Annotated in this window: 14 protein-coding genes and 6 tRNA genes; 5 read left to right on the forward strand and 15 right to left on the reverse strand. The window is 61.6% G+C overall.

From position 1 onward, the window contains the following. Positions 1 to 33: 33 nt before the first annotated feature. From ATY02_RS22240 to leuC, 3 genes are all read right to left on the reverse strand, one after another. On the reverse strand, positions 34 to 798 hold the full coding sequence (locus ATY02_RS22240; protein ID WP_068586255.1) for a class I SAM-dependent methyltransferase: 765 nt from the start codon (positions 796 to 798) through the stop codon (positions 34 to 36). A gap of 71 nt (positions 799 to 869) precedes the next feature. After that, the gene (leuD, locus tag ATY02_RS22245; RefSeq protein ID WP_068586252.1) at positions 870 to 1514 is read right to left on the reverse strand and encodes a 3-isopropylmalate dehydratase small subunit; all 645 of its coding nucleotides are present in this window, start codon (positions 1512 to 1514) and stop codon (positions 870 to 872) included. Positions 1515 to 1525: 11 nt separating this feature from the next. After that, positions 1526 to 2953, reverse strand: a complete 1428-nt coding sequence (gene leuC / locus ATY02_RS22250) for a 3-isopropylmalate dehydratase large subunit (RefSeq protein ID WP_068586250.1) — start codon at positions 2951 to 2953, stop codon at positions 1526 to 1528. 153 nt (positions 2954 to 3106) lie between these two features. Between leuC and ATY02_RS22255 the strand changes: the two genes are divergently transcribed. Both ATY02_RS22255 and ATY02_RS22260 read left to right on the forward strand, forming a co-directional pair. Next, on the forward strand, positions 3107 to 3997 hold the full coding sequence (locus ATY02_RS22255; protein WP_068586248.1) for a LysR family transcriptional regulator: 891 nt from the start codon (positions 3107 to 3109) through the stop codon (positions 3995 to 3997). Positions 3998 to 4082: 85 nt separating this feature from the next. Beyond that, positions 4083 to 7361 (forward strand): EAL domain-containing protein, encoded by a 3279-nt coding sequence (locus ATY02_RS22260; protein ID WP_068586245.1) that lies wholly within the window; start codon positions 4083 to 4085, stop codon positions 7359 to 7361. A gap of 51 nt (positions 7362 to 7412) precedes the next feature. On the opposite strand, the gene ATY02_RS22265 is transcribed toward ATY02_RS22260, so the two are convergent. The 11 genes from ATY02_RS22265 to gltX form a co-directional block, all read right to left on the reverse strand. Next, positions 7413 to 7859, reverse strand: coding sequence for an Hsp20 family protein (locus tag ATY02_RS22265; protein WP_068586242.1), 447 nt, complete (start codon positions 7857 to 7859; stop codon positions 7413 to 7415). A gap of 114 nt (positions 7860 to 7973) precedes the next feature. After that, a complete protein-coding gene (locus ATY02_RS22270) occupies positions 7974 to 8933 on the reverse strand; it encodes a tRNA dihydrouridine synthase (protein WP_068586238.1) in 960 nt (319 codons plus the stop codon). Between the two features lie 124 nt (positions 8934 to 9057). Next, positions 9058 to 9492: an acyl-CoA thioesterase gene (locus ATY02_RS22275; RefSeq protein ID WP_068586235.1), complete on the reverse strand. Its 435-nt coding sequence runs from the start codon at positions 9490 to 9492 to the stop codon at positions 9058 to 9060. Positions 9493 to 9619: 127 nt separating this feature from the next. Continuing rightward, positions 9620 to 10159: a TetR/AcrR family transcriptional regulator gene (locus ATY02_RS22280; protein ID WP_068586232.1), complete on the reverse strand. Its 540-nt coding sequence runs from the start codon at positions 10157 to 10159 to the stop codon at positions 9620 to 9622. Positions 10160 to 10333: 174 nt separating this feature from the next. Continuing rightward, positions 10334 to 10409, reverse strand: a tRNA-Glu gene (locus tag ATY02_RS22285). A gap of 77 nt (positions 10410 to 10486) precedes the next feature. Continuing rightward, positions 10487 to 10562, reverse strand: a tRNA-Ala gene (locus ATY02_RS22290). 53 nt (positions 10563 to 10615) lie between these two features. Continuing rightward, a tRNA-Glu gene (locus ATY02_RS22295) sits at positions 10616 to 10691 on the reverse strand. A 77-nt stretch (positions 10692 to 10768) separates the two neighbouring features. Continuing rightward, positions 10769 to 10844, reverse strand: a tRNA-Ala gene (locus ATY02_RS22300). A gap of 53 nt (positions 10845 to 10897) precedes the next feature. Then, a tRNA-Glu gene (locus tag ATY02_RS22305) sits at positions 10898 to 10973 on the reverse strand. A 77-nt stretch (positions 10974 to 11050) separates the two neighbouring features. Next, positions 11051 to 11126: transfer RNA gene (locus tag ATY02_RS22310), tRNA-Ala, on the reverse strand. 277 nt (positions 11127 to 11403) lie between these two features. After that, positions 11404 to 12885, reverse strand: a complete 1482-nt coding sequence (gene gltX / locus ATY02_RS22315; protein ID WP_068576798.1) for a glutamate--tRNA ligase — start codon at positions 12883 to 12885, stop codon at positions 11404 to 11406. Between the two features lie 228 nt (positions 12886 to 13113). Here gltX and ATY02_RS22320 point away from each other — a divergent pair, with 228 nt between their 5' ends. Both ATY02_RS22320 and ATY02_RS22325 read left to right on the forward strand, forming a co-directional pair. Further along, positions 13114 to 14160 carry an HlyD family secretion protein gene (locus ATY02_RS22320; RefSeq protein ID WP_068576800.1) on the forward strand — a complete coding sequence of 349 codons (1047 nt, stop codon included), beginning with the start codon at positions 13114 to 13116 and terminating at the stop codon, positions 14158 to 14160. Further along, a complete protein-coding gene (locus ATY02_RS22325; protein ID WP_068576802.1) occupies positions 14150 to 15700 on the forward strand; it encodes an MDR family MFS transporter in 1551 nt (516 codons plus the stop codon). Before ATY02_RS22320 ends, ATY02_RS22325 begins: the two co-directional genes overlap by 11 nt. 39 nt (positions 15701 to 15739) lie before the next feature. On the opposite strand, the gene uvrB is transcribed toward ATY02_RS22325, so the two are convergent. Then, on the reverse strand, positions 15740 to 17755 hold the full coding sequence (gene uvrB, locus ATY02_RS22330; protein WP_068576804.1) for an excinuclease ABC subunit UvrB: 2016 nt from the start codon (positions 17753 to 17755) through the stop codon (positions 15740 to 15742). Positions 17756 to 18091: 336 nt separating this feature from the next. Between uvrB and ATY02_RS22335 the strand changes: the two genes are divergently transcribed. Then, on the forward strand, positions 18092 to 19288 hold the full coding sequence (locus ATY02_RS22335) for an amino acid aminotransferase (RefSeq protein ID WP_068576806.1): 1197 nt from the start codon (positions 18092 to 18094) through the stop codon (positions 19286 to 19288). Positions 19289 to 19362: the final 74 nt, after the last annotated feature.

Consider the following 19362-nt stretch of genomic DNA (forward strand, 5'->3'; position numbering starts at 1 on the left):
GTCGGCACGCCCTTGGGCGCACCCGGAAAAATTCTATCGTTCGGCCCACAGTACCAGTACATCTGTACTGAACGAGCCATCGGCCTCAATCTGAAAATATTCGCGCACTTCATTGCCCATCGCCTGCTGCAACTGGCGAATAGCCACCCTCAGCGGCTCCGGGGTGCGCATGCGCTCGACCCAGGAACTGAACTCCAAGCGCAGGCGCTGCCGGGCGCTGCTGCGGGCCTGCAACCCGGCCTCGTTGAGCTGGTGCAGCCATTCCCCGGCCGAATAGTCGCGGACATGGCTGGTGTCGCGCAGCACTTCGACGCTCTGCAGGTAGGTATCCAGCAACGGACTGCCTGGCGACAAGACATCGATGAGCGCCGCCACGCCACCGGGCTTCAAGACCCGGCGCACCTCGCGCAGGGCCAGGCCCAGGTCGCTCCAGTGGTGGGCCGAGTAGCGACTGAAGACGAAGTCGAACTCACCATCGGCGAACGGCAAGCGCTCTGCTGCACCGGCTACCGTACGGACGTTACCCAGCTTACGCTCCTGGGCCGCCGTTGCCACCACGTCCAGCATCTGCTGGGAAAGGTCGTAGGCCACCACCTCCCTGACCAGCGGCGCGACATGGAAACTGACATGCCCGGCACCGCACCCAAGATCCAGCACCCGGGCCTCGCCCTTGCCCGCCACCTCGGCCTGCAACAGCGCGAACTCGGCGCCCTGGGCGTGCACGGCACTGCTCAGGTAGGCCGCAGCCTGCTCACCGAATTGCTTCTGTACCACCTGACTATGGGCATTGCTGGTCATGATTGGGTCCTTGTGATCAGGGAGAAACCGCACTCATTGGCCTGCTCCAGCAGGAGCCGGCCGGTCGGCGCTCAAGCGTCGCGGAACAACCAGGGTTGGCGCTGTTTGTAGCCGACTTCGAAACTACGGATGGCGTCGGCGTCCCGCAGGGTCAGGCCGATGTCGTCCAGGCCATTGAGCAAGCAGTGCTTGCGGAACGCGTCCACTTCGAAGCTGTACTGCTTGCCATCCGGGCGGGTCACGGTCTGCGCGGCGAGATCGACCGTCAGTTGGTAACCCTCGGTGGCTTCGCTCTGCTGGAACAGTTCGTCGACTTCTTCATCCTTGAGGATGATCGGCAACAAGCCGTTCTTGAAGCTGTTGTTGAAGAAGATGTCGGCGAAGCTCGGCGCGATCACCGTACGGAAACCGTACTCATCCAGCGCCCACGGCGCGTGCTCGCGGGAGGAGCCGCAGCCGAAGTTCTCGCGGGCCAGCAGCACGCTGGCACCCTGATAGCGCGGAAAGTTGAGCACGAAGTCCTGGTTCACCGGGCGCTTGGAATTGTCCTGGTTGGGCTGGCCCACATCGAGGTAACGCCACTCGTCGAACAGGTTCGGACCGAAGCCGGTGCGTTTGATCGACTTGAGGAATTGCTTGGGAATGATCTGGTCGGTGTCGACGTTGGCACGGTCGAGCGGTGCGACGAGGCCTGTGTGCTGGGTGAATGCTTTCATCTCTGGTCTCCTCAGGCCTGCATCAATTCACGTACATCGATGAAACGACCGGTCACCGCGGCAGCCGCGGCCATGGCCGGGCTCACCAGGTGGGTACGTCCGCCGGCGCCCTGGCGGCCTTCGAAGTTGCGGTTGGAAGTGGACGCGCAATGCTCGCCGCTCTCCAGGCGATCAGGGTTCATCGCCAGGCACATGGAGCAGCCCGGCTCACGCCACTCGAAGCCAGCCTCGAGGAAAATCTTGTCCAAACCTTCCTGCTCGGCCTGGGCCTTCACCAGGCCCGAGCCCGGCACCACCAGCGCCTGCTTCACGGTGGAGGCAACCTTGCGCCCCTTGGCCACGGCCGCGGCGGCGCGCAAGTCTTCGATGCGCGAGTTGGTGCAGGAGCCGATGAATACCCGGTCCAGCTGGATATCGGTGATCGCCTGGTTGGCGTTCAAGCCCATGTACTTCAACGCCCGGACGATGGAGTCGCGCTTGACCGCATCGGCCTCGACAGCCGGATCCGGTACGTTCTGGTCCACCGCGAGCACCATCTCCGGGGAAGTACCCCAGCTGACCTGCGGCTTGATGTCCTCGGCACGCAGCTCGATGACGGTGTCGAAATGCGCGTCGGCATCGGACACCAGGTCGCTCCAGGCCTCTACGGCCTTGTCCCAGTCGCTGCCTTGCGGCGAGAACGGGCGACCCTTCACGTAGTCGATGGTCTTGTCATCGCAAGCCACCATGCCGACGCGGGCACCCGCCTCGATGGACATGTTGCAGATGGTCATGCGGCCTTCCATGGACAGATCGCGAATGGCGCTGCCAGCGAACTCCAGGGCGTGGCCGTTGCCGCCCGCGGTACCGATTCTGCCGATCACTGCGAGGACGATGTCCTTGGCGGTCACGCCGAAGGGCAACTGGCCCTCGACGCGCACCTGCATGTTCTTCATCTTCTTGGCCACCAGGCACTGGGTGGCGAGCACGTGCTCCACCTCGGAAGTGCCGATACCGTGGGCCAACGCGCCGAAGGCACCGTGGGTCGAGGTGTGCGAGTCGCCACAAACCACGGTCATGCCCGGCAAGGTGGCCCCCTGCTCCGGACCGACCACGTGGACGATGCCTTGGCGGATGTCGTTCATCTTGAATTCGAGGATGCCGAAGTCGTCGCAGTTCTCATCCAGGGTCTTGACCTGGATGCGCGACACTTCGTCGGCAATGGCGTCGAGGCCACCTTTGCGCTCGGCCTGGGTGGTCGGCACGTTGTGGTCCGGGGTGGCGATGTTGGCATCGATGCGCCATGGCTGGCGACCCGCAAGGCGCAGGCCTTCGAAAGCCTGTGGCGAGGTCACCTCATGGAGAATGTGGCGATCGATGTAGATGAGCGACGAACCATCGTCACGGCGCTTCACCTCGTGCATTTCCCAGAGCTTGTCGTAGAGCGTCTTGCCAGCCATCGGACTCTTCCTCATCAGCTTGTTTCTATGCCCCAGGCCCTGATCGTGCATCGATCAATAACCCCTTGGCTTGTGAGGCTGATGCTATGGCGTTAGATTAAATAACTCAAATTCATATTTTTCATACTTTGGATAACCAACTGGAATGTCATGATGGATCTGGCCAACCTCAACGCTTTCATCGCCATCGCCGAAACCGGCAGCTTCTCCGGCGCCGGCGAACGCCTGCACTTGACCCAGCCCGCCATCAGCAAGCGCATTGCCGGGCTGGAGCAACAGCTCAATGTGCGACTGTTCGATCGCCTGGGTCGCGAGATCGGCCTAACCGAAGCCGGACGCGCCTTGCTGCCACGGGCCTACCAAATCATCAATGTGCTGGATGACACCCGCCGGGCGCTGACCAACCTCACCGGAGAAGTCAGCGGCCGCCTGACGCTGGCCACCAGCCATCACATCGGCCTGCACCGCCTGCCACCCTTGCTGCGGGCCTATACCCGGCGCTACCCACAAGTGGCCCTGGACATCCAGTTCCTCGATTCGGAGGTGGCCTATGAGGAAATCCTCCACGGCCGCGCCGAACTGGCCGTCATCACCCTGGCTCCCGAGCCCCACGGCCTGGTCAAGGCCACCGCGGTCTGGGACGACCCGCTGGACTTCGTCGCCGCCCCGGAACACCCGTTGGTCAGCAATGGCCAGGTCAGCCTGGCGGATATCGCCCTGCATCCGGCGGTTTTTCCCGGCGGCAACACTTTTACCCACCACATCGTGCAGCGCTTGTTCGAGGCCCAGGGCCTGACGCCGAACATCGCCATGAGCACTAACTATCTGGAAACCATAAAGATGATGGTCTCCATCGGCCTGGCCTGGAGTGTGCTGCCGCGCACAATGCTCGACGAACAAGTGGCGCGCATCCCTTTACCGGGCATACAACTACACCGCCAGCTAGGCTATATCCTGCATACCGAACGGACGCTGTCGAATGCTGCGCGGGCTTTCATGGCCTTATTGGACGCACAGGTCGATTGGCCAGGGAACCCGGCATAAGTATTCCGGGTTTTGCCCGTGCCCTGTCGCCTCCCGCCATGAGCCCTCGCGCCAAACGAACTACTCAGCACAAGGCCTGATCACCATGCCCAAACCCGCTGACCGCATTCCGCCCATGCCGCGCATCCACGCCGTCGACCCCAGGGAGTCGGAACAGAGCTGGGAAAGCGCACCGCAGCTGCTCGCCGCCTTGAACGGCGCGCGCCTGGGCGCTTGGTATTGGGATATCGAAAGCGGGCAAATCAGCTGGTCCCGGGGCACCCAGGCACTCTTTGGCTTCGATCCACGCCAACCCCTGCCGGAAAACCTCGAATACCTCGACCTGCTACCCATCGAAGACCGCGCCAGGACAGTGCGCGCCTTCCACTCGGTACTGGCCGGGGCTCCCCTCGAGCATGCCATGCACCACCGTATTCGCTGGCCTGATGGCAGCCTGCACTGGCTGGAGATCAACGGCAGCGTGCTGCCCGACAAGCACGGCAAGCCCAGGATGATCGGGGTCATCCGCGAAATCACCCACCAGCGCCAGCGCGAAGAAGCCCTCAGCAGCTCGGAAAAGCGCTTCGCCACCTTGTTTCATCTGTGCCCCAACATGGTGCTGCTGACCCGCCTGGAAGACGGCCTGATCAGCGAAGCCAACCAGTACTTCGAGAGCCAGTTCGGCTGGCCTGCCGAACACGTGATCGGGCGCACCACCCTGGAAATCGGCCTATGGGTCAATCCCGAACAACGCGCCCAGCTGATCAAGGCTGTGCAACACAAGGGCCAGGCCGCCAGCCTGGAAGTGCAGCTGCGCTCCAGCAACGGCCAGATCCATGACGGCATTCTCAGCGCACAGAAGGTCGAACTGGAGGGCAAGGCCTTCCTGCTCAGCACCTTTCTGGATACCAGCGAGCGCAAGCGAGCCGAGCAGGCGCTCAAGGACAGCCAGGAGCGCCTGGACCTGGCCCTGGACTCGGCACAGCTGGGCACCTGGGACTGGCACATCCCCAGCGGCATGCTCTACGGCTCGGCCAGGGCGGCACAACTGCACGGCCTGGAGCCCGCCCCCTTCCACGAGTCCTTCGATGCCTTCTTCGAAGGCGTGCCCACCGAAGAGCGCAACTCCATGCGTGACGCCTATCGCAGCCTGCGCGAGGGTCCGGCGGGCAACTACCAACTGACCTATCGCGTGCAACTGGCCGACGGCAGCTCTCGCTACCTGGAAAGCCGCGCCCGCCTGTATCGCGATGAACAAGGCAATCCGTTGCGCATGGCCGGCACCCTGCTGGACATCACCGAGCAAGTGGAGCGCGAACAACGCCTGATCACCTCCGAGGAGAAGTTCGCCAGCCTGTTCCAGGTGAGCCCGGACCCGATTTGCGTGACCCTGCTGGAAACCGGCCAGTTCATCGAGATCAACTCCAGCTTCACCCAGACCTTTGGCTGGACCCTGGATGAAGTGCGCGACCGCAGCGCCGAGCAGATCGGCCTCTGGGAAGACTCGGCCCCACGCCTGCGGCGTATCGAACAGGTGATCCGCGAACAGGCATTGAACAACGTGGCGGTGGTGGTCAATCACAAGGACGGCCAACCGCTGACCTGTATCATTTCCAGTCGCCAGATCATCGTCGACAAGCAGCCCTGCATCGTCACCACCTTGCGCGACATTACCCAGCAGCAACGCTCGGAGGCGGCCCTCAAGGCCAGCGAGGAGAGGTTCGCCAAGGCTTTCCACTCCAGCCCCGACGCTATCACCATCACGGAACACGACACCGGCCGCTACCTGGAGGTCAATGACGGTTTCTGCCGGCTGACGGGCTACCGAACCGACGAGGTACTCGGCCACTCCATGCACGAGATCGGCATCTGGGCCGAAGAGCTCCAGCTATCCGCGCTGATGAGTGAGCTCAAGCTCAAGGGCCGGGTGCATCACCTGGAAATGCTCGGGCGCAACAAACGCGGGGAAATCCTCACCCTGGAAGTCTCGGTGGAGCCGATCACGCTCAATGAAATCCCCTGCCTGCTACTGACCGCGCGGGATGTCAGCCTGCTGAAGAATGCCCAGGCCCAGATCCGCCACCTGGCCTACCACGACCCCTTGACCAACCTGCCCAACCGCGCCCTGCTGATGGACCGCCTGAGCCAACAGATCGCCCTGCTCAAGCGCCATAACCTGCGAGGCGCCTTGCTGTTTCTCGACCTGGACCACTTCAAGCACATCAACGACTCCCTCGGGCATCCGGTGGGCGATACGGTACTGAAGATCATCACGGCACGCCTGGAGGCCAGCGTACGCATGGAAGACACCGTGGCGCGCCTGGGCGGCGATGAATTCGTGGTCCTGCTCAGCGGCCTGGAAGGCTCGCGCAACGAGGTCAGCGAACAAGTCCGGCAACTGGCCGGCACCTTGCGCGAGCTGCTCTCCGAGCCGATGTTCCTCGATGGCCAGCGCCTGCAGGTCACCCCTAGCATCGGCGTGGCCTTGATCCCCGACCACGGCTCGACCCCCACCGACCTGCTCAAGCGAGCGGACATCGCTCTTTATCGCGCCAAGGACTCAGGACGCAACACCACGCAGATGTACCACAACACCATGCAAAAGGCCGCCAGCGAGCGCCTGCGCATGGAGACCGACCTGCGCCTGGCACTGTCCCGCGGCGAATTCAGCGTGCATTTCCAACCCCAGGTCAATGCCCGCGACAACCGCATCATCGGGGCCGAGGCGTTAGTGCGCTGGCAGCACCCGGAGCTCGGCGCACAATCGCCAACGGAGTTCATCAAGGTACTGGAAGATAGCGGCCTGATCCTCGAGGTAGGAACCTGGATCCTCGACGAATCCTGCCTGGCCTTCAGCCAGTTGATCGAGCAGGGCCTGGTGAATCCATACCAGTTCAGCCTGTGCGTGAACATCAGCCCGCGACAGTTCCGCCAGAACGACTTCGTGGAGAGAATCGAGCACAGTCTGGCGGCCTATGCCCTGCCCTCGTCACTGCTGAAACTGGAAATCACCGAAGGCATCGTGATCCAGAACCTGGAGGACACCATCAGCAAGATGCGTCGCCTGAAGAAGCTGGGTGTCAGTTTCGCCATGGACGATTTCGGCACGGGATATTCCTCCCTGACCTACCTCAAGCGCCTGCCGGTGGATACGCTGAAAATCGATCAATCCTTCGTTCGCGACGCCACCCATGACCCCAACGATGCGGAAATCATCCGGGCCATTGTCGCCATGGCTCGCAGCCTGGAGCTGAAAGTGATCGCCGAAGGCGTAGAGACCCAGCAGCAACTGGATTTCCTGCAGGGACTGGACTGCCATTTCTACCAGGGCTACCTGCACAGCCGGCCATTGCCCCTGGAGGAGTTCAAGAAGCTGCTCAAATGACCGGCACGAAAAAGGGCGCCACCTGGGCGCCCTTTTCTTGCAATGCCTTGCTTAGTGCTGCAAAGCCGGTTGCTGCGCACCATTGATCGGAATGCGCTTGGGCTTGGCCTCTTCCGGCACGACCCGCAGCAGGTCGATGTTCAGCAGGCCGTTGTTCAAGGCCGCTGCCTTGACTTCGATGTGGTCGGCAAGACGGAAGGACAGCTTGAACGCGCGCTGGGCGATGCCCTGGTGCAGGTAGGTGACACTCTCGTTGGCGTCACGCTTGCCGCCGCTCACGGTCAACACGCCTTTCTCCACTTGCAACTCCAGGTCCTGCTCCTGGAAGCCGGCGGCCGCAATGACGATGCGATACTGGTCGTCGCCGTGCTTTTCGACGTTGTAGGGTGGATAGCTGCTACCCGGCTCGTTGCGCAATGCCGATTCGAACAGGTCATTGAAACGGTCAAAACCGACCGAGGAGCGAAACAGGGGTGCCAGGGAAAATGCAGTACTCATGGGTAAATCTCCTGATATTCAGCGAGTGATTGTCTCCGCGACCCGAATTCGGCATCGCGTACCCAAGAGATATGGACCACCCAAGGCATTTCAAGAGCGGCCACGCAAATTTCGTCAGGCGGCCTCGCTGCATGGCACGCCCAGCAGCCTGCCAACCTGCTCCAGCTCGGTTTCCCGGCGCAACGCGGTGAACAACTCGACCGCCTCGGGGTAGTTGCGGGTCAACATCGCCAGCCATTGCTTGAGCCGCCCCGGGGCCGAACGCGGCGTCAACTGCTCCACCACCTGGGCCCAGAAGTCATGGATCAATGGCAGTAACTCGGCCCAGGACATCTCCACCACCTCTTCACCAGCTCGCGCTGCAGCGATTTGCCGGGCCAGGTCCGGACGCGAGACCAGCCCGCGCCCCAGCATGATGTCCTCGACCCCGCTGATTTCCCGGCAGCGCCGCCAGTCCTCGACGCTCCAGATATCGCCATTGGCGAACACCGGCACCTTGACCACTTCCTGCACCCGAGGGATCCACTCCCAGTGGGCCGGCGGCTTGTAACCATCGACCTTGGTCCGCGCATGCACCACGATATGCTCGGCGCCGCCTTCGGCCAGCGCGGTAGCGCATACCAGTGCGCCATCCGGGCTATCGAACCCCAAGCGCATTTTCGCCGTGACCGGGATATGCGCCGGCACCGCACGCCGTACATGCTCGACGATCTGGTTCAGCAGTTCGGGCTCCTTGAGCAGCACCGCCCCACCCCGCGACTTGTTGACGGTCTTGGCCGGGCAGCCGAAGTTCAGATCGATGACCTCACTCCCCAGCTCACAGGCCAAGGCTGCGTTCTCGGCCAGGCAGACCGGGTCGGAGCCCAGCAGCTGCACGCGCAGCGGCACACCAGCCGCAGTCTGTGCGCCCTGCAACAACTCGGGAGCGAGCTTGTGGAAATAGGCAGGCGTCAGCAGACGGTCGTTGACACGGATGAACTCGGTGACACACCAGTCGATCCCGCCAACACGGGTCAGTACATCCCGCAGGATGTTGTCGACCAACCCCTCCATGGGCGCCAGGGCAATTTGCATGAAACACACTCGACGAAAACAGGCGAAAAAACGGGCGGCAGTTTACTGGGTTTCACCCGCGAGCAGTACTTTGCCGTAGCGCCCCATCGCAGTGGCCAACCAAGGCAGGCCTATAGGAAAGCGCTCAAGACCATTGCAATGCCGGTCCGTAGCCATCGAGAAACTCGGCAGGCATGCGCTTGGGCTTGCCGCTGGATAGCTCAATGCAGACGAAGGTGGTCTGGGCCCGCAACAAGGTGCTGCCGTCACTCGGACGAACCAGCTGGAAGCGCCGGGTCATCTTCAGGCGCTGGTCCCAATCGACGATCCAGGTGGCCAATTGCAGCTCATCGCCCTCATAGGCCGCCGCCAGGTAATCGATTTCATGCCGCACCACAGCCATGGCTCGGTCCAGCCGGCGATATTCGGCCAGGTCCAGCCCCAGGCGCTGGGAATGGCGCCAGGCGCAACGCTCCAGCCAGGTGACATAGACCGCATTATTGGCATGCCCCAAGCCATCGATATCCTCGGCCGCCACCTGCAAATCGATGATGAATGGCGTTGCCAGATCCCAACTCATGCTCAACTCCCGGTGAGTTTTTTGACCGGGGCAGTGTACCGGATGCCCAGGTGTATTGGCGCACCCATAAATATCACCTCATAACCGAGCCACAGGGTGAAACGCCCTCCCCGCAGCGCAGACGAAGTCATAGCACTGCGGATTTGGCTGCTCGCAACAAGCGGTCGGACAACTCGCCAGGCCCCAGGGCGCGGGCCAGAGACAGACCACCCACCATCAATGCCAGATCGGCCAGGGCCTTGTCGGTATCTTCCGGGCAGTCGGCCAATTGCGCGACCATCAGCTCCATATGCTCACTCAAGGCCTGCCGAAAGCCCTCGGGCAAGCGCCCAAGCTCTCCGATCGACGCCGGAATCGGGCAGGCCAACTCACTGGAGTCGCGATGCTTGCGTGACAGGTAGAACGCCGCAGCCAGGGCTCGCCGCTCCTCACCAGAGAGGCCGGCGTCCATTTCCTCGAGCAAGCCGCGCCGATAGGCGAGCAACTGGCTGAATGCCTCGAGCATCAGCGCATCCTTGCTCTCGAAATGCGCATAGAAACCACCCACCGTCAGCCCGGCAGCCCCCATTACCTCACCCACACTGGGCTCGGCCGGGCCACGTCGAATCAGTGCCGAGCTGGCAGCCTGGAGAATGCGTTCACGGGTCTGAGCTTTTTTATCGTTCATCGTTGCCTCCCAATACTGCGGAGAAATATTATTCGCATAATAATCCTCCGCAAGTCACTAGCATGACCATCGGTCAGAGTTACGGGCTGGGGAAAGAATTGGCTGGACGCCAGAAAAACAAAAGGGTCATTCAATAATCGAATGACCCTTTAAATCCCGCATAGCGGGCAAACCTGGCGTCCCCTAGGGGACTCGAACCCCTGTTACCGCCGTGAAAGGGCGGTGTCCTAGGCCACTAGACGAAGGGGACACAAACCTTCTGACAGATGATCAGTGCTGAGTACTGATCGGCTCAAGGTCGGTGTGGCCAAACCTTGAACTGCAAATTGGTGGAGCTAGACGGGATCGAACCGTCGACCTCTTGCATGCCATGCAAGCGCTCTCCCAGCTGAGCTATAGCCCCAGATTTTTCGCCTCGCGGCGCAGCGACATCTTGCAACATCGCTTGTGTGATACTGGCGTCCCCTAGGGGACTCGAACCCCTGTTACCGCCGTGAAAGGGCGGTGTCCTAGGCCACTAGACGAAGGGGACACAAACCTTCTGACAGATGATCAGTGCTGAGTACTGATCGGCTCAAGGTCGGTGTGGCCAAACCTTGAACTGCAAATTGGTGGAGCTAGACGGGATCGAACCGTCGACCTCTTGCATGCCATGCAAGCGCTCTCCCAGCTGAGCTATAGCCCCAGATTTTTCGCCTCGCGGCGCAGCGACATCTTGCAACATCGCTTGTGTGATACTGGCGTCCCCTAGGGGACTCGAACCCCTGTTACCGCCGTGAAAGGGCGGTGTCCTAGGCCACTAGACGAAGGGGACACAAACCTTCTGACAGATGATCAGTGCTGAGTACTGATCGGCTCAAGGTCGGTGTGGCCAAACCTTGAACTGCAAATTGGTGGAGCTAGACGGGATCGAACCGTCGACCTCTTGCATGCCATGCAAGCGCTCTCCCAGCTGAGCTATAGCCCCTCGTCGGTGAGGACGGGGCGAATCTTAAGGGGCGTTCTCAAGGCTGTCAATTTTTTTTCAGCTTTTTGACAAAAAATTTGCCGGGATAACAATCACTTACCGCCCTGCCCAGAAAAACCGGGCTTTTGCGCCCTTCCCGGCCCGAATCGGCTCCGACAAAAGAGCCGATGCAGGCCGGAAAGAACCCAGGCCAAGGCGACCGATCGACCCACCACTCAAGACTCAAGCGTAGCCGAAAAGATCGCCACTCCCACCGGTCGCCACCTCAAGCAGAAGCTCAAGCGATGGCGCCCAGCAGCTTCTCCCATTCCTTGTTTTCTTTCTTCGACACACCGCCCAGCAGGTCGATGGCCTGGCGCAAACGGTAACGAGTCAGGTCCGGGCCGAGGATTTCCATGGCATCGAGCACCGACACCGAACTGGCCTGACCCGTGATGGCGGCGAACATCAGTGGCATGGCATCGCGCAGCTTCAACTCCAGGGACTCCACCACAGCCTGAATGGTCGCGGTGATCGTGTCCTTCTCCCACTGGCGCAGGCTTTCGAGCTTCCACAGGATCAGTTGCATCAGTTGACGCACCTGGTCACCGGACAGTTTCTTGGACTCGAACAGCTTGGCATCCGGCGCGACCCCACCGGCAAAAAAGAAGCCTCCCAACGGCGCGATCTGGCTGAAGGTTTCTACCCGCCCCTGCACATGGGGAGCGATCTTCATCATGTAGTCGCTGTTGAACGCCCACTTCTGCACCCGCGCGGCGAACTCCTGCACCGGCAAGTCACGCAGCCACTGGCCGTTGAGCCAGGACAATTTCTCGATATCGAAGATCGGGCCGCCCAGGGACACCCGCGACAAGTCGAAGTTATCGACCATTTCCTGCAGCGAGAACTTCTCGCGCTCGTCCGGCATCGACCAGCCCATGCGCCCCAGGTAGTTGAGCATCGCCTCGGGCATGAAGCCCATGCGCTCGTAGAACGTCACCGAAGTCGGGTTCTTGCGCTTGGACAGCTTGCTCTTGTCTGGGTTGCGCAGCAGTGGCATGTAGCACAACTGCGGCTGCTCCCAACCAAAATACTCGTACAGCAGGATCAGCTTCGGTGCCGACGGCAGCCATTCCTCACCACGCAGCACGTGGGTGATGCCCATCAGGTGGTCATCCACCACGTTGGCCAGGAAGTAGGTCGGCAAGCCATCGGTCTTCATCAGCACCTGCATGTCCATGCGATCCCACGGGATCTCGACATCGCCACGCAGCATGTCGGGCACCACGCAGACGCCTTCGGTGGGCACCTTCATGCGGATCACATGGGGTTCGCCGGCAGCCAGGCGCCGGGCCACTTCTTCCTTGGACAGCAACAAGGCACGGCCGTCATAGCGCGGGGTCTCGCCGCGCGCCATTTGCTCGGCGCGCATCTGGTCCAGCTCTTCAGCGGTGCAGAAGCACGGGAAGGCGTGACCCAGGTCCACCAGTTGCTGGGCGTACTTCTGATAGATCTCACCGCGCTCGCTCTGGCGATACGGGCCGTGAGGGCCGCCAACATCCGGGCCTTCGCTCCAGTTGATACCCAGCCAGCGCAAGGCATCGAAGATCTGCTGCTCAGACTCGCGGGTCGAGCGCAACTGGTCGGTGTCTTCGATACGCAGGATGAACTCACCGCCATGCTGCTTGGCGAAGCAGTAGTTGAACAAAGCGATATAAGCAGTACCTACGTGGGGATCCCCGGTAGGCGATGGCGCGATGCGCGTACGGACGGTGGTCATGGCATGTCTCGAAAAGAATAGAAAAAGCGAGGAACAAACAGGGGGCGAATGGTAACAGGCGACACCAGCCGGGCTCCAGTAAGGAGGGCATTTAAGCCAAGGTTGCGACTACAGGCCACCGCGACCGCCAGAAACCGCCAATAATCTGCAAGCGGCATTTACCACCTGCCGGCTATATGCCAGATTCATTCTTAGAAAAATTTACTTACATTTGATTGCGTCCCGCCCATGCCTGCCCAACTCAAGCGTCGCCTGTTCATCTTCCTGTTCGTGATCCTGCTGGTAGCCCTGGGTTTCCTCGGTCATTGGTGGTTCCACGGACGTTTTTACGAAGTGACCGACAATGCTTATGTCCAAGGCGAAATAACCCGGGTCTCCAGCCAGCTCAGTGCACGCATCGATGAAGTGCTGGTGCAAGACAACCAGCATGTGGAACAGGGTCAACTGCTGGCACGCCTGGAGCGCGCCGACTTCCAACTGGCCGTTGATCGTGCCCAGGCCGCCCTGGCTACCCGCGAGGCCGAACGCCTGCAGGCCCAGAGCAAGCTGACCCAACAAGGCAGCCTTATCGCCGCCAGCGAGGCCCAGGTTGCATCGAGCCAGGCCACCCTGGGCCGTTCGCAAATCGACCTGTCTCGGGCCCAGACCCTGCGCAAGCCTGGCTACGTATCTGAAGAGCGGGTCACCACGCTCTCCGCCGACAACCATATTGCCCGCTCCCAGGTCGCCAGGGCCCAGGCCGACCTGCAGGGCCAACGCCAGCAAGTCAGCGCCCTGAGCGCCGATATCAAGCGCCTGGACGCCCTGATCGCCAACGCCCGGGCTGACCTGGCCCAAGCGCAGTTGAACCTGAGCCGCAGCGAGATCCATGCCCCCATCAGCGGCATCATCGGCCAGCGCGCCGCCCGCAATGGCCAGGTGGTTCAGGCCGGCGCCTACCTGCTGTCGATCGTTCCGGACCAGGACATCTGGGTCCAGGCCAACTTCAAGGAAACCCAGATCGGCCACATGCGCCCGGGACAGCCAGCCGAGCTGACCTTCGATGCCTATGGCGACACCCCGATCCAAGCCCGGGTCGAGAGTTTGTTCGCCGCTTCGGGCGCGCAGTTCAGCCTGCTGCCACCGGACAACGCCACCGGCAACTTCACCAAGGTGGTACAACGCATCCCGGTGAAATTGACCTTCGCCAGCGACAACCCGCTGCAAGGCAAGATCCGCCCGGGCATGTCCGTGACCGTCAAAGTGAACATCAAAGACCCAGCCGATGGCCGGTGACGCTTTACTGCGCCCGGTAGGAGAGCCCAGCCGGCGCGACTGGATCGCGGTCATGAGCGCCATGCTCGGTGCCTTCATGGCGGTCCTGGACATCCAGATCACCAACTCTTCGCTCAAGGACATCCAGGGCGCCCTCTCCGCGACCCTGGAGGAAGGCTCATGGATCTCCACCTCCTACCTGGTGGCGGAAATCATCATGATTCCTCTCACCGCCTGGCTGGTGCAGTTGCTCTCGGCACGCCGGCTGGCGGTCTGGGTGTCGGTGGGATTCCTTATCGCCTCCCTGCTCTGCTCCATGGCCTGGAGCCTGGAAAGCATGATCGTGTTCCGCGCCCTGCAGGGCTTCACCGGTGGCGCACTGATTCCCCTGGCATTCACCCTGACCCTGATCAAGCTCCCCGAGCACCACCGGGCCAAGGGCATGGCCATGTTCGCCATGACCGCCACCTTCGCCCCCTCCATTGGCCCGACCCTCGGTGGCTGGCTGACAGAGAACTGGGGCTGGGAATACATCTTCTATATCAACGTCCCCCCGGGGCTGCTGATGATTGCCGGCCTGCTGTACGGCCTGGAGAAGAAACCTGCCCATTGGGAGCTGCTCAAGAGCACCGACTACACCGGCATCCTCACCCTGGGGCTGGGACTGGGATGCCTGCAGGTGTTCCTCGAGGAAGGCCATCGCAAGGACTGGCTGGAATCGAGCCTGATCGTCACCCTGGGCAGCATCGCCTTGATCAGCCTGAGCGCGTTCGTCATTGTCCAACTGTCCAAGCCCAATCCACTGATCAACCTGGGAATTCTGGGCAATCGCAACTTCGGCCTGTCGAGCATCTCCAGCCTGGGCATGGGGGTCGGCCTGTACGGCTCGATCTACCTGCTGCCGCTGTACCTGGCGCAGATCCAGAACTACAACGCCCTGCAGATCGGCGAGGTGATCATGTGGATGGGCGTTCCGCAGCTGTTCCTGATCCCGCTGGTTCCCAAGCTGATGCGCTATGTCTCGCCCAAATGGCTGTGCGCCCTGGGTTTTGGCCTGTTCGGCCTGGCAAGCTTCTCATCGGGCGTACTCAACCCGGATTTCGCTGGCCCGCAGTTCAACCAGATCCAGATCATCCGCGCCCTGGGCCAGCCATTGATCATGGTGACCATCTCGCTGATCGCCACGGTCTACATACAGCCGCAGGATGCCGGCTCGGCCTCCAGCCTGTTCAACATACTGCGCAACCTGGGCGGTGCGATCGGCATCGCCTTGCTGACAACCCTGCTGGATGCCAGGACCAAGACTTACTTCGACTATCTGCGCGAAGCCGTTGTGCCAGGCAACCCACAAGTCGCGGAACGCCTGGCCAATCTCACGGAAAAACTCGGCAACGATACCGCGGCCCTGGGCAAGCTCAGCGAAATCACCCATCAACAAGCGCTGATCATGGCTTACAACGATGCATTCCATTTTGTCGGCATCGCCCTGGGCATCAGCATGCTGGCCATCCTCCTGACCAAGGCCCTGCCCCAGGGAGCCAAGGCCGGTGAGGCTCACTGAATACAGCCTGCAACAAGCGCAGCAGGCTGGACGCGGCCATCAGACGTTGAGCAACCGCTCGCGCAACTTGCTGATTTCGTCGCGTGTTTGTGCCGCCGCCTCGAACTCGAGGTCGCGGGCCAGTTGATACATTTTCTCTTCGAGCTGGCGGATGCGCTTGGTGATCTCGCTCGGTGAGCGCAGTTCGTTTTCGTAGCGCGCGTTCTCCTCGGCAGCCTTGGCCATGCCCTTGCGCTTCTTGCTGCGCGAGCCCGGCACACTGGCGCCTTCCATGATGTCGGTGATGTCCTTGACCACGCCCTTTGGCGTAATGCCGTTGGCCAGGTTGAAAGCCAACTGTTTGTCACGACGACGCTCGGTCTCACCGATAGCACGCTGCATGGAGCCGGTGATGTTGTCGGCGTAGAGGATCGCCTTGCCGTTGAGGTTACGCGCGGCGCGACCGATGGTCTGGATCAGCGAACGCTCGGAACGCAGGAAGCCTTCCTTGTCGGCATCGAGAATCGCCACCAGGGACACTTCCGGCATGTCCAGGCCTTCGCGCAGCAGGTTGATCCCCACCAGCACGTCGAAGGTCCCCAGGCGCAAGTCGCGAATGATCTCCACACGCTCCACGGTATCGATATCCGAGTGCAGGTAGCGCACGCGAACGCCGTGATCGGCCAGGTAATCGGTAAGGTCCTCGGCCATGCGCTTGGTCAAGGTGGTCACCAGGACACGCTCCTGAAGGGCTACGCGCTTGGTGATTTCCGACAGCAAGTCATCCACCTGGGTCAGCGCCGGACGCACTTCCACCTGGGGGTCGACCAGACCCGTGGGACGCACCACCTGCTCCACCACCCGGCCGGCATGTTCCGCCTCATAGTTGCCAGGAGTGGCCGAGACGAAGATGGTCTGCGGGCTGATGCCCTCCCATTCGTCGAAACGCATCGGTCGGTTATCCAGGGCCGACGGTAAGCGGAAGCCATACTCCACCAGGGTTTCCTTGCGCGAACGGTCACCTTTATACATGGCGCCGACCTGGGGCACGCTCACATGGGATTCATCGATCACCAGCAAGGCATCGGCTGGCAGGTAGTCATACAGGGTTGGCGGCGGCGCACCGGCGGGACGCCCAGACAGATAGCGCGAGTAGTTCTCGATACCGTTGCAATAACCCAGCTCCAGGATCATCTCCAGGTCAAAACGGGTGCGCTGCTCCAGGCGCTGGGCTTCCACCAGCTTGTTGTTGGAGCGCAGGTACTCCAGGCGCTCCTGCAGCTCTTCCTTGATCCCGTCGATGGCCTCCAGCAGGGTTTCCCGCGGGGTCACGTAGTGGCTCTTGGGATAGAAGGTGAAGCGCGGCAGCTTGCGGATGACCTCGCCGGTCAGCGGGTCGAAGGCACTGATGCTTTCCACTTCGTCATCGAACAGCTCGATGCGGATCGCCTCCAGATCGGATTCCGCCGGGTAGATATCGATCACATCGCCACGCACCCGGAAAGTGGCCCGGGCGAAATCCATGTCGTTGCGGGTGTATTGCAGGTCCGCCAGGCGTCGCAACAAGGCCCGCTGGTCGAGCTTGTCGCCGCGATCGACGTGCAAGACCATCTTCAGGTAGGTCTCAGGGCTGCCCAAGCCGTAGATGCAGGACACCGTGGTGACGATGATCGCGTCCTTGCGCTCCAGCAGGGCCTTGGTCGCGGACAAGCGCATCTGCTCGATATGGTCGTTGATCGAGGCGTCCTTCTCGATGAAGGTATCGGAGGACGGCACGTAGGCTTCGGGCTGGTAGTAGTCGTAGTAGGAAACGAAATATTCCACTGCGTTATTCGGGAAGAACGCCTTGAACTCGCCATACAACTGCGCGGCCAGGGTCTTGTTCGGCGCCAGTACCAGGGTCGGGCGCTGCACTTGCTGGATGACGTTGGCAATGCTGAAGGTCTTGCCCGAACCGGTCACACCGAGCAGGGTCTGGTGCGCCAGGCCGGCCTCGATGCCTTCGACCATCAGGCGGATGGCCTCCGGCTGGTCGCCGGCAGGTTGGAAACGGGTAACGAGCTGGAACTCAGACATAACCTACCTCTGGAATCATCCTGCGCGGCACGACCGGACAGCAATGGGAAAGACCACGTACGACCCAGGTCGCCGGGGAAAGAAAACGGGAATATTCAGAATGTGGAGTCAAATCCCACAGCTTTCAAGGTAAAGGTCCTACACCCGCTAACACGCCGAATGTTGCAATAAGACTAACGGTCAGAAAATAACCCGAAAAACTTGTCGCAAAAGGCGAATAGCCTGTCGCCCGCCGCGATGATGGCCTCTATACTAGCTCCCCGTTTGTGCACCGCTCTAGTGCATTCGGCTGGAGCGCGACACGTCCCTCCACACTCCATTCAGAGCCGCCGTAAAATGAGCCTGTTCTCCGCTGTCGAAATGGCACCACGCGATCCAATCCTGGGCCTCAACGAAGCATTCAACGCCGACACCCGTACCGACAAGGTCAACCTTGGGGTGGGCGTGTACTGCAATGAGGAGGGACGCATTCCACTCCTGCGCGCCGTTGTCGAAGCCGAGACGATCCGCGCGGCCCAGCACGCTTCCCGTGGCTACCTGCCGATCGACGGCATCGCCGCCTACGACCAGGCGGTACAGAAGCTGCTGTTCGGTGCCGACTCGCCCCTCCTGGCGGCCGGCCGTGTGGTCACCACCCAGGCCGTCGGCGGCACTGGCGCCCTGAAGATCGGTGCTGACTTCCTCAAGCAACTGCTGCCCAACGCCGTAGTCGCCATCAGCGACCCGAGCTGGGAGAACCATCGCGCGCTGTTCGAGACCGCCGGCTTCCCGGTACGCAACTACCGCTACTACGATGCCGCCACCCATGACGTGAACCGCGCCGGCCTGCTGGAGGATCTCAACGCCCTGCCAGAGCAGTCGATCGTGATCCTGCACGCCTGCTGCCACAACCCGACCGGCGTCGACCTGAGCCCTGCGGACTGGAAGAACGTCCTGGAAGTGGTCAAGGCCAAGAACCTCGTGCCGTTCCTGGACATGGCCTACCAGGGCTTCGGTGACGGTATCGATGAAGACGCCGCCGCCGTGCGCCTGTTCGCCGAGTCGGGCCTGACCTTCTTCGTGTCCAGCTCCTTCTCCAAATCGTTCTCGCTGTACGGCGAGCGTGTCGGCGCACTGTCCATCATCAGCAGCTCGAAGGAAGAAAGCGCCCGCGTGCTGTCCCAGGTCAAGCGCGTGATCCGCACCAACTACTCCAACCCACCGACCCATGGCGCCACCATCGTCGCCGCGGTGCTCAACAACCCGGAACTGCGCGCCCAATGGGAGCAGGAACTGGCAGAAATGCGCCTGCGGATTCGCGGCATGCGCACCCAGATGGTCGACCTGCTGGCCAAGGGCGCACCACATCGCGACTTCAGCTTCGTTGGCCGCCAGCGTGGCATGTTCTCCTACTCCGGCCTGACCGCCGAACAAGTGGGTCGCCTGCGCAGCGAGTTCGGTATCTACGCCCTGGATACCGGCCGCATCTGCGTCGCAGCGCTGAACCAAAGCAACATCGATGTCGTGACCAAGGCCATCCTCCAGGTGATCTGATCATCCTGGACAAGCAAAAAAGGGGAAGCCATCGTGCTTCCCCTTTTTCATGGGCGCATGCGAACTATGTGTTC

Source organism: Pseudomonas sp. BIOMIG1BAC, assembly GCF_001705995.2.
Lineage (GTDB): Bacteria > Pseudomonadota > Gammaproteobacteria > Pseudomonadales > Pseudomonadaceae > Aquipseudomonas > Aquipseudomonas sessilinigenes.